General features: G+C 68.6%; 7 protein-coding genes. 4 read left to right on the forward strand and 3 right to left on the reverse strand.

Going from position 1 to position 11,382, the window contains the following annotated elements:
* The 3 genes from NN2_RS33750 to mftR form a co-directional block, all read right to left on the reverse strand.
* A partial coding sequence (locus tag NN2_RS33750) for a non-ribosomal peptide synthetase (protein ID WP_169812479.1) occupies positions 1-6,587 on the reverse strand: 6,587 nt, incomplete at its 3' end.
* 800 nt (positions 6,588-7,387) lie between these two features.
* On the reverse strand, positions 7,388-7,567 hold the full coding sequence (locus NN2_RS33755) for a hypothetical protein (RefSeq protein WP_146098736.1): 180 nt from the start codon (positions 7,565-7,567) through the stop codon (positions 7,388-7,390).
* A gap of 225 nt (positions 7,568-7,792) precedes the next feature.
* Positions 7,793-8,419, reverse strand: a complete 627-nt coding sequence (mftR, locus tag NN2_RS33760; RefSeq protein WP_245658966.1) for a mycofactocin system transcriptional regulator MftR — start codon at positions 8,417-8,419, stop codon at positions 7,793-7,795.
* Positions 8,420-8,496: 77 nt separating this feature from the next.
* Here mftR and mftA point away from each other — a divergent pair, with 77 nt between their 5' ends.
* From mftA to mftD, 4 genes are all read left to right on the forward strand, one after another.
* A complete protein-coding gene (gene mftA, locus NN2_RS36755; protein ID WP_081879272.1) occupies positions 8,497-8,607 on the forward strand; it encodes a mycofactocin precursor MftA in 111 nt (36 codons plus the stop codon).
* A complete protein-coding gene (gene mftB, locus NN2_RS33765) occupies positions 8,597-8,902 on the forward strand; it encodes a mycofactocin biosynthesis chaperone MftB (protein ID WP_231983037.1) in 306 nt (101 codons plus the stop codon). Before mftA ends, mftB begins: the two co-directional genes overlap by 11 nt.
* Positions 8,899-10,077, forward strand: a complete 1,179-nt coding sequence (mftC, locus tag NN2_RS33770) for a mycofactocin radical SAM maturase (protein ID WP_063019159.1) — start codon at positions 8,899-8,901, stop codon at positions 10,075-10,077. The genes mftB and mftC overlap by 4 nt, the downstream gene beginning before the upstream one ends.
* A gap of 69 nt (positions 10,078-10,146) precedes the next feature.
* Positions 10,147-11,319: a pre-mycofactocin synthase MftD gene (mftD, locus tag NN2_RS33775; protein WP_063019161.1), complete on the forward strand. Its 1,173-nt coding sequence runs from the start codon at positions 10,147-10,149 to the stop codon at positions 11,317-11,319.
* Positions 11,320-11,382: the final 63 nt, after the last annotated feature.

Consider the following 11,382-nt stretch of genomic DNA (forward strand, 5'->3'; position numbering starts at 1 on the left):
GGCTCCAGCGGCGGCAGCGCCTCCCGCACCGGCACGATCAGCTGGTAGGGCCCGGTGTCGCTGTCCGGATGCACGGTACGTAACGCTTCGTGCCGTTCCAGTACATCGGCGACGGTCGCGCGCATGGCCGCCACATCGAGCGGTCCCGTCATGCCCACCACGAGGGCGATGTTGTACAGCGCGGAGCCGGTGTCGAACTGGTTGAGAAACCACATCCGGGCCTGGGCCGGCGAGAGCGGAATGCGCGCCGGGCGCGGCTGCGGGAGCAGCGGTTCCCGCCCGGGGGCGTCGATGGTGCGCAGCGCCGCCGCCAGCGCCGCGACGGTCGGGGCGTCGAAGACGGTGTGCAGCGACACCTCGGCACCGAACGCGGCACCCAGCCGCGCGGCCAGCCGCGTCGCCGACAGCGAGTTGCCGCCGAGGGCGAAGAAGTTGTCGGCGACGCCGACCCGGTCGATACCCAGCACGGTGCCGCACACATCGGCGACGAGCTGTTCGGCCGCATCGCGGGGCGCGACGAAATCGGCTCGCGCACTGTCGAATACCGGCGCGGGCAAGGCGGCGCGGTCGACCTTGCCCACCGTGGTCAGCGGGAGGGCGTCGAGTACCGTCACCGCCTCGGGAACCATGGGGGCCGGCAGGTGGCGCGCGGCGTGCGCGGTCACGGCGGCCACGTCGATACCGTCGCCGACGGGCGCGAGGTAGGCGGCGAGCCGCCCTCCGCCGTCGGTCTCTACGGTCACCACAACCGCGGCGGCGACGTCCGGATGACCGGCGAGGACGGCCTCGATTTCGCCGAGTTCGATGCGCCGGCCGCGGATCTTCACCTGGAAGTCGGTGCGCCCGGCGTATTCGAGGGTGCGTTCGGGGGTCCAGCGCGCCAGATCGCCGGTGCGATACATCCGGTCCCCCGCGGCGCCGAACGGATCGGCCACGAACGCCGCTGTCGTGTCCGCCGGCCGATCGAGATATCCGCGGGCGAGATGAATACCGGAGATGTACAGCTGCCCGGTCACTCCGACGGGCACCGGCCGCAGCCGCTCGTCCAGAACCAGCGCCCGCACACCGCGGATCGGACCGCCGATCGTCACCCGGTCACCGGGGTGGAGGGGATCGCTGATCGCCACCATGATCGTGGTCTCGGTCGGCCCGTAGCCGTTGTGCAACCGGCGGCCGGGACCCCACACCGCGACGGTGTCGGTCGCGACCGCCTCTCCGCCGGCTACCAGTACGCGCAACGAACCGACGTCGGCGGGCGACATCGTCGCCAGCACGCTGGGCGTGATGAACGCATGCGAGATCCGTTGCGTGCGAATCAGTTTCGCCAGCCGCTCGCCGGCGAAGACATCCGGTGGTGAGATCACCAGCGCCGCACCGTGCGGGTGTGCCATCAGCAGTTCCAGCACCAGCGCGTCGAAGCCCGGAGCCGCCACCTGCAGTACCCGCGCCGAACTGCCGATGCGATACCGTTCCCGTTGTTCGGCAGCGAAATTCGCCACCCCGGCATGCGTCACGGCGACGCCCTTCGGCTCGCCGGTCGACCCCGAGGTGTACACCACGTACGCCGTATTCGACGCCCGGCACGGGCGAAGGCGGTCACCGTCGGTCACCGCGGCCGCGGAACGGCAGGTGATGCGGGCCTCGGTCCGCGGATCGTCGAGCACCACCGGCTCGGTGGTGTGCGGCACCAGATCCTGCGTAGTCGTCACCGCGATCGCGACCCGGACGTTCGCGAGCATGGCCGCGACTCGCTCGGCCGGATTGCGCGGATCGACCGGCACGAACGCCGCGCCCGCCTTCGCCACCGCCCACATCCCGACCACGAGTTCCACCGACCGCGACAGCACCAGCGCCACCCGGTCGTCCGGGCCGATTCCGTACTCGATCAGCACTCGGGCGAGCTGGTTCGACCGGGCGTCCAGCTCCCCGTACGACAGGGTGTGCGCGCCGGACACGATGGCCACGGCCTCCGGATCCCGGATCGTCAGCAGTTCGCCGAGTACGCGCGGCGTCTCGGCCCGGCCGCCGGATGCGGGCACCAGTGCGGCGCGCTCCCCGGCCGACAGCACATCGACGGCACCGACCCGCTGCCCCGGATCACGCACGACCGAATCGAGAATCCGTTGCAGGCGCGCGGCGAATTCCTCGACCGTGCCCCGGTCGAACACGTCGGCGGCGAAATTGATCCGGACCGGGAGATCGCCTGCCGCCCGGGCGTTCTCGGCGACGGTGACGATCAGGTCGACCTTCGCCGGCTGCGGTCCCGGATCCAGGACCTCGGCGGTGACGCCGGCCAGTTCGAGGGTCGGGCGGTCCATGTTGTCGAACGCGAGATACACCCGGCACAGCGGGTCCTGCGCGACCGCCGACATCGGCTCGATCGCGTCGGCGACCCGTTCGTAGGGCAGGTCGCTGTGGGCGAACGCGTCGACATCGATGTCCTGGACCCGCGCCAGGAAGTCGGCGAAGGTTTCGTCGTCACGCACTCGCGTCCGCAGCGGCACGGTGTTGACGAACATGCCGATCAGCGGTTCCAGCGCGCGTTCGCCACGGCCCGCGACCGGAGTGCCGACGGTGATATCGGTCGAATCCGACAGCCGGGCCAGCAACACGGCCAGCGCGGCGTGCACGACCATGAAGGTGGTGGCCCTCGCCGAGCGAGCCAGCCGCTCGATCCCGGCGTAGGTCTCGGCGGTGATCGCGGTGTCGACGACCTCGGCGAGCAGGGACCGGCCTTCCGGCCGCCGGTGGTCGACCGGCAGTTCCAGCGGTCGCGCCATTCCCGCCAATTGCTCTGTCCAGTAGTGCAATTGACGCGCGGCGAGCGAGTCGGGATCACTGTCGTCACCCAGCAGCATGCGCTGGCGGATGCTGTAGTCGGCGTACTGCACCGGCAGCGGTTCCCAGTCGGGAGCGTGCCCCTGCGCCCGCGCTCGGTAGGCGGCGGCGAAATCGGCCGCCAGGGGCGGCAGCGACGACCCGTCGCAGCAGATGTGGTGCAGCACGACCACCAGGACGTGCCGGTGATCGGTGGTGGCGAGCAGTGCGACGCGGATCGGCGGCCGGTGGCGCACATCGGTTCCGGTCGACACCAGCTCGCCGATCCGGTGGTCGAGTTCGTCGGCGGAGATGCGGCGCGGCGTCACATCCCATTCCGCGGCGACCTCCTCGGACGGCAGAATCACCTGTGTCCCTCGGCCGTTCACGGCCGGATACACGGTGCGCAGGGATTCGTGCCGTTCGATCACGTCGGCCAGCGCGGCGCGCAGGGCGGCGGTGTCGAGTTGTCCGGACAGCCGCAGCACCAGCGGAATGTTGTATGCCGCCGATTCGGGCTCGATCTGATTGATCAGCCAGATCCGGGTCTGCGCGGGCGCGAGCGGAAGCGGGTCGACGCGCGGCTGTGGCCGCAGCGGGGGCCGTGCTGACCGGCGGGCGCCGTCGATATGGGCGGCGAGCTCGGCCGCGGTCGGCTTCTCGAACAGCTCGCGCACCGACACCTCACACCGGGTCAGTTCGGCGATCCGCACCGCCGCGCCGGTGGCGGTCAGCGAGTTACCGCCCAGCTCGAAGAAGTTGGCCAGCACACCCACCCGGGCGACGCCCAGGACCTCGGCGAAGACATCGGTGATGGTCTCCTCGACGGCCGTGCGCGGCGCCACGTAGGCCGCCGCCGAATCCGGTGCCGGTTCGGGCAGGGCGCGATAGTCCACCTTGCCGTTGACGGTCAGCGGCAGTGCGTCGAGGACGACGACGTGGGCGGGGACCATGTAGTCCGGCAGTATCGAGCGGACGTGGGTGCGCAACTCCTCGGCCGTGCAGTCCGCGCCGGTGGCCGGCACCACGTAGGCCATCAGCCGGGCCGCGTCGGTGCCGGGCAGATGGACGACGACGACCGCCGCCGCCACCGAACCGTGGCTCAGTAGCGCGGCGCGGATCTCGTCGAGTTCGATCCGGAAGCCGCGCAGCTGCACCTGCCGATCGGCCCGGCCTCGATATTCCAACTCGCCGTGGATGTTTCGGCGCGCGACATCACCACTGCGATAGAGCCGCGAACCCGGCGCGCCGAACGGGTCGGCGACGAAGCGTCCCGCGGTCAGCCCCGGGCGGCCGATATAGCCGCGGGCGAGTCGCGTTCCGGCGACATAGATTTCACCCCAGGCACCCAGTGGCACCGGCCGCAGGCGTTCGTCCAGGACGTACACGCGCAAACCCGGCAGCGGCGGGCCGATGACGCTGGGGGCGCCCGGCACGGCGCGGTCGGGCGCCAGCGGAGTGTAGGTGACGAAGACCGTTGTTTCGGTGATGCCGTAGCTGTTGGCCAGCACCGGCAGGCCGGGATTGCCGGCGTACCAGTCGGACAGACTCGCGGGGTCCAGCGCTTCCCCCGAGAGGACGACGAGGCGCAGCGCGAGCTCACCGTCCGGTTGCCCGGCGTCGGCGTAGCGCTGTCGCGCGGCCGCGAACTGATGGAACGCCGACGGTGTCTGACTGAGAACACTCACCTTGTTCCGCGCGACGAGACGGACCATCTCGTCCGGTGAGCGCGTGACGGGACCGTCGACCACCACGATCCGGCCACCGGTGACCAGCGCACCGAAGATCTCCCAGACCGAATAGTCGAATGCGAACGAATGGAACAGCGTCCACACGTCATCGGCGCCTACCCCGATCTCGGCCGTCGCGTCGGTCAGGTAGCCGGCGACCGCGCGATGAGTGACCGACACGCCCTTCGGCCGCCCCGTCGATCCCGAGGTGTAGATGACGTAGGCGACGTTGTCGGGACGCAGCGGACGGGTACGTTCCGCATCCGTGATCGGCTCGCCGCTCTCGGTGATGTCGTCGTCGAACAACACCACGCGGCTCGTTTCCGGCAGGCGGTCGCACATGCTCCGGTTCGTCACCAGTGCGACCGGTTCGGCGTCGCCGAGCACGTAGTCGAGCCGCTCGAGCGGATGCGCCCGGTCCAGCGGCAGGTAGCCGGCGCCGGACTTCACGACCGCCAGTGCGGCGACGATCAGATCGGCATCCCGTGGCAGGGCGATGGCCACCAGCGTTTCCGGCCCGGCTCCGAGTGCGATGAGCCTGCGCGCGAATCGGTTGGAGCGCTCGTCGAGTTGGCGATAGGTCAGGGTGGTCGTCCCGTCGTCGACGGCGACGGCGGATGCCGACGACGCGGCCTGCCGCGCGAGGAGGTCGACGAGCGTCGCCGACGTGGGCGCCCCGTCGTGGCCCGCGAGTTCGCCCAGCACTCGCCGCTGCTCGGCCGGATCGACCAGCGGAATGTCGATCAGCCGGGCATCGGCGGGCGAGTTCGTCATACGGTCGAGGAAGTCGGCGAATCGGCCGGCGTGGGCGTCGAGTTCGTCCTGGCCGTACAGGTTGGCATTGCCGTGCAGTTCGACCGACAGCGGCGCGTCGGCGCCGGAGCGGTACATGTTGAGCTGCAGATCGTCCAGCGCGCCGGAGGTCAGTGCGCGGTAGCGTCCGATCGCGTCGCCGAGGCGGATCTCGGAATCGAAGAACAGGATGTTGACGATCGGGCCGAACGAGGTGGCCGCCGCGTCGACGGCATCGGACTCGCGGCGAAGATCCTCGAACCGGTAGAGCTGATGCCGCATGGCCAGGACGAGTTCGGACACCGATTCGCCGATCAGGTCCGCCACCGTCGTCGCCGGGTCCGCGGTGAACCGGATCGGCACCATATTGGCCAGCATCGCGGCGGCATTGCGCAGTCGCCTGGTCACCCGCCCGGATACCGGAAGCGACAGGACGACCTCGTCGGTACCGGTCATGCGCGCGAGGAAGGCGGCGAACGCGGCCACCACCACCTGCGCCGCGGAGGCGTTCAGCTCGCCGGCGAACCGGTCGATCCGCTCGGTCAGCGGCGACGGCAACGTGCGCCCGGCGTAGCGGTCGTCCTCGCTCCACTTGGCGCAGCGCCCCGCCAAACTCGTGGCCGGCGGCAGGCCGGCCGCCTTGTCCAGCCAGTACGCCCGGTCGGTTTCGAATCGCCGACTCGTCCGATAGTCGTGCTCCGCGGTGATGATCTCGGTCAGCCGGGGTGCTGCCAGCGGCGTCGGCGAGCGGCCCTCGATCAGTGCGTTGTAGTGTTCGGCCGCGCGGTTGAGCAGGTTGAACGCGCCGTAGCCGTCGATCACGAGGTGATGAGCACGCGCGTACCACAGATACCGGTCCGCACCGACCCGGATGAGTTTCGTCGCGACGAGCCGGTCCCGGGCCATGTCGACGGCCTTGGTGCCGTAGTCGCGGCGCATCCAGTCCATCGCCGCCGCGTAGGGGTCGGCGGCCGCGGTCAGATCCAGCAGCGGCTCGTCGTAGACGAGGCCGCGGTCCACGTACTGATACGGACGACCGCCGACTTCGACCACCCGGACGACCATCGATTCGGTCTCGTGGCCGGCGTCGTTCATCGCCTTGCTGAAGGCGGCGTAGTCGATGTGCCCCTCGATCTCGACGTAGTGGGCAATGTTGACGTTCGGTCCGCCGGGCAGGTTGTCCGCCAGCCACATTCCGTATTGCGCTCTGGAAAGCGGAATCAGATCAGGATTTCGGTCTGACGGCATGGCTGAATCCGGACTCATCGTCTAACCCCTCCTCGAATTCCGAGACACGGAGCAGCGCACACCCACCTCTGTTTCCGTGCGCGGAATTCCCCGTTCCTGTAGCATTTGATTGCGAATGCAATTACATTTGCGATTCCCCGAGCTGCCGGATTCCCGAGTAGACATTCGCCGAGTCGACACGAGCGTCCGTAACCCGTTTTTTACGCGCGATTCAGCGCACGGGACGTCACCCCGATCGGAAACGAGGAGAGGCCACCGTGCGATTGGAGACGTTATCGAGACCGCGTGCCTGCCCTGCGTAGCTGAGGACCCCCTCTCACCGAGCTTGGCGAGCACTGATGAGACAACTCATCGCCGTACCATGACGACGTGCCACCCGACCTCCGGGCGGCCCGAAAACCCCACTCGCACAAGGCATACGAAGGCCCTGTCGGATGGGTAGGAACTACGAGCGATTTGTCCGTATTAAAGTGGAAGGCGTTTTGTCGAGCGGGTCGATCCCCCCGCCACGCCACGGTTTCGGAAGCTTGTGTCGGCATTGTGTCCGACCCGGGGACGCTGCCCCGGCGAGCATTGTTTCACTCCTGCGCACGACGATGTCACGCGGAGTGACCTGTTACGGCCCACGCTGTGCGGAAAACCGTTGTACCACACCTTGTCGATACTACTGAACAGCGCCTTTGCTGTCCGGCACTCGCCGTGAATTCCGGCAGGCTCCGAGCATAACCTTCCGATACGACCGATTCCGCGAAGGACACCACGAGCCGCGATACCGGAGATGTCATGCGCGTAATTCCGATTTACGGTCCGAGGAATAGCCGCTCGTTCGGCAAGCGGGTCTCCGGGAGACGCCCGTCGATCGTGCCGAGAACGAATTCGAGCGTGCACCAGCGCTTGCGCCGCCAGTCCCGGACGATGTTGTCCACCGCCGCGGCGGCGGTCCGGTAATCGAAGGCCGTGCCACCCAGCCAGATACGCACGTGCACATCGTTGTGCGCGGCGTCGCCTCCCCTGCCGGGCCTCAGCACGGCGCCGGGAGGGCCGAGGTCGCGCTGCCACCGCAGCGCCGCTGCCGATTCTCTGCGTTCATCTTCGTCCCCGAGCGGTAGTGCCGGCCTGACTTCGGTCCAGCCTTCCTTCCACTCGGGCGATCGACCACCGTAGAACTACGTACTTTTCCTACGCAGCGCGTTCCTACGTAGTCCCTACCCCTCCGCGGTCACCGCCTGGGCGCCGAATCCGGAACCCCAGCTCCGCAGCGCGCGGTCGAGGATATCGGTGAGTTCCTGATCGGGATGGTCGAGCCAATGTTCGTATCCGGCGATCGCGACACCGAGGGCACAGTGTCCCGCGACCTGAGCGAGCAGGTCACGAGTGCCGACACCCAGCCGGGCCGCCACGAACTCGGCGACCACGTTGCGCCACTCCTGATAGCGCAGCGTCGAATGTGCCTGCAGCGCGGGCACTTTCAGGATCAACTCCATGCGCTTGCGGTGCCAGGGCACCTGAGCCGGGTCGAAGCGGTTGAACTCGACCACCACACTGCGGACCGCGTCGGCGACCGGCTGTTCGGGCGGACACCGGTCGAACAGATCGCGCATCGCCTGCAGCTGGTCGCTGAAATTGCCCCACACGACGTCGTTCTTCGATTCGAAGTAGCGGAAGAAGGTCCGCTTACTGACACCGACGGCGGCCGCGATGTCCTCGACGGTGGTGTCGTCGAACCCGCACTGTTCGAACAATTCGAATGCGACTCGTTCCAACTCGTCCGCGCTGGTAGAGGGCTTGCGCCCCGCCCTGACGCGAGGCGTGACGGGTTTTTCCGCCGTCACCCCTTCCATTTTGTCACTCGGTGACATTATGCTGTGCCTCACACCCGTTACCCCGATCCCATCCCCTAGGAGCGGTCATGAACGAACCCATCACCAGCCAGACAGTAGTCCCCGCCGAGGACGCGCTCGTCGAAGACGACCTGCTCGTCGAGGATGTCTCGATCGATGGCATGTGCGGTGTCTACTGACGGCTTCGATCCGGCCGGCTCCTATCGGCTCGCGCCCTCGATCTCGCTGCGGCCCGAGCCGTTCGGAGCGCTGGTCTACGACTTCACCACCCGGCGGCTGTCGTTTCTGAAAACGAAGCAGCTGGTGGCGGTCGTGCAGGGACTGGCCGAGCAGCCCGACGCGGCCGCCGCGCTGGCGGCCGCGGGGGTGGCCGAGACCGAACGTCCCAGCTATGTGAAGGCGCTCGCCGGTCTGCTGCAGGCGGGCACCATAGTCCCGCGCCCCGCCGGTGCCGAGGAACAGGATCACCGATGAAACTGGTCGAACATTTCAAACACGGTCTCGACGCCCCGATCTGCCTGACGTGGGAACTCACCTACGCCTGCAACCTCGCGTGTGAGCACTGCCTGTCGTCGTCGGGCCGCCGCGACCCGCGCGAGCTGTCGACCGCCGAATGCAAGGCGTTCATCGACGACCTCGAACGCATGCAGGTCTTCTACGTCAACATCGGCGGCGGCGAACCCACCGTCCGCAGCGACTTCTGGGAACTGCTCGACTACGCGGTCGCCCATCATGTGGGAGTCAAGTTCTCCACCAACGGGATTCGGCTCACCCCCGAGCGGGCCCGGCAGCTGGCGGCTACCGACTACGTGGATGTGCAGATCTCCATCGACGGCGCCACCGCCGAGGTCAACGACGCGGTCCGCGGTCCCGGATCCTTCGACACCGCGATGCGGGCCATGGGCAACCTGGCCGACGCCGGGTTCGAGAACTTCAAGATCTCGGTCGTGATGACCCGCCACAACGTGGACCAGCTCGACGAGTTCAAGGCCATCGCCGACCGGTTCGGCGCCCAGCTGCGCATCACCCGGCTGCGCCCGTCCGGACGCGGCGCCGACGTATGGAACGAGCTGCACCCGACCACCGACCAGCAGTTGCAGATCTACGACTGGCTCGTCGCCCACGGCGAAGGCGTGCTCACCGGCGATTCGTTCTTCCACCTCAACGCCCTGGGCTCCACCCCGATCGCCGGACTGAACCTGTGCGGCGCGGGCCGCGTGGTGTGCCTGGTCGACCCGGTCGGCGACGTCTACGCCTGCCCGTTCGCCATCCACGACGAATTCCTCGCGGGCAACGTCCGCGACACCGGTGGATTCGAAAAGGTCTGGCGCACATCGGATCTGTTCGAGCGGCTGCGGCAACCACAGACCGGTGGCGCGTGCACGTCGTGTTCGGCCTACGACGCCTGCCAGGGCGGATGCATGGCCGCCAAATTCTTCACCGGACTGCCTTTGGACGGGCCCGACCCCGAATGCGTCAAGGGCAACGCCGAACTCGCCCTGGCCGGCGTCGGCGCGAAACCCCAACCGGACAAGAACCACTCCCGTAGTGCGCCGCGGCGCACGGTCGCCCTCGGCATCCCCACGCGTAGCCGGACCACCGCGCCCGACCGGGCATGCGACACCAGCCCACTCGCCGGGCTCACCTGACCAACCGATCGCCGACCTCCGGGCACACACCGTCCGGGCGGCGAGACCACTTTCAGCACAAGGATTCTCATGGCAAGCACCCGTGACTGGTTCGAATCGGTCGCCGAGGCCCAGCGCCGCGCGAAGAAGCGCGTCCCCAAGGCCGTCTACCTGGCCCTGCTCGCCGGCTCCGAAGCCGGCGCCACCCTCGACGACAACGCCGCCGCCTTCACCGAACTCGGCCTGCGCCCGCACATCGCCGACCTGCCCGCCACCCGCGACCTGAGCACCACCGTTCTCGGACAAGGCATTTCGATGCCGGTGATCTGCTCCCCCACCGGCGTCCAAGCGGTCGACCCCGCGGGAGAGGTCGGCGTCGCACGCGGGGCCGCGATGTCGGGCACCGCGCTCGGCCTGTCGTCGTTCGGCTCCAAACCGATCGAGGAGGTCATCGCCGCCAACGACAAGACCTTCTTCCAAATCTATTGGCTCGGAAGCAAAGACGACATGGTCGCCCGCCTCGACCGCGCCCGAGAAGCCGGCGCCAAAGGCATCATCGTCACACTCGACTGGGTGTTCGCCACCGCCCGCGACTGGGGCAGCCCGCCACTGCCGGAGAAGATCGACCTGAAGACCGCGGTGCGATTCACACCCCAGGTCGTCACCAAACCCGGCTGGCTGCTGCGCTTCGCCCGCTCCGGCAAACTCCCCGACCTCACCACCCCCAACCTCGTCCCGCGCGGGCAGCAGGGCCCGACCTTCTTCGGCGCCTACGGCGAATGGATGGGCACCCCACCGGTCACCTGGGACGACCTGGCCTGGCTGCGACAGCAATGGGACGGCCCGTTCCTCATCAAGGGCATCGGCCGCCCCGACGACGCCAAACGCGCCGTCGACATCGGCGCCACCGCCATCTCCGTCTCCAACCACGGCGGCAACAACCTCGACACCACCCCGGCCGCGATCCGCATGCTGCCCAGCGTGGTTCAGGCCGTCGGCGGACAGGTCGAAATCCTGCTCGACGGCGGAATCCGGCGCGGCAGCGACGTCGTCAAGGCACTCGCCCTCGGCGCCGACGCGGTCATGATCGGCCGCCCCTACCTGTGGGGCATGGCCGCCGCCGGCGACCGCGGCGTCCACAACGTCCTCGAGGTCATCCGCCAAGGCATCGACTCCGCCCTCTACGGACTCGGCCACGCTTCCATCCACGACCTCACCCCCGACGACGTCATCGTCCCCGACGGCTTCACCCGAGGCATGTAGTGGCCCCCGCCCCGGTCGCCATCGTCACCGGCGCCGCCCGGGGCATCGGCGCCGCCACCGTGC

The organism is Nocardia nova NBRC 15556, from assembly GCF_001613005.1.
Classification (GTDB): domain Bacteria; phylum Actinomycetota; class Actinomycetes; order Mycobacteriales; family Mycobacteriaceae; genus Nocardia; species Nocardia nova.

What these genes read in the sequence shown, in the direction of transcription:
- mftA (WP_081879272.1), top strand. Translation starts at nt 8,497, where the DNA reads ATGAACGAACCCATCACCAGCCAGACAGTAGTCCCCGCCGAGGACGCG.
- mftD (WP_063019161.1), top strand. Translation starts at nt 10,147, where the DNA reads ATGGCAAGCACCCGTGACTGGTTCGAATCGGTCGCCGAGGCCCAGCGC.
- mftC (WP_063019159.1), top strand. Translation starts at nt 8,899, where the DNA reads ATGAAACTGGTCGAACATTTCAAACACGGTCTCGACGCCCCGATCTGC.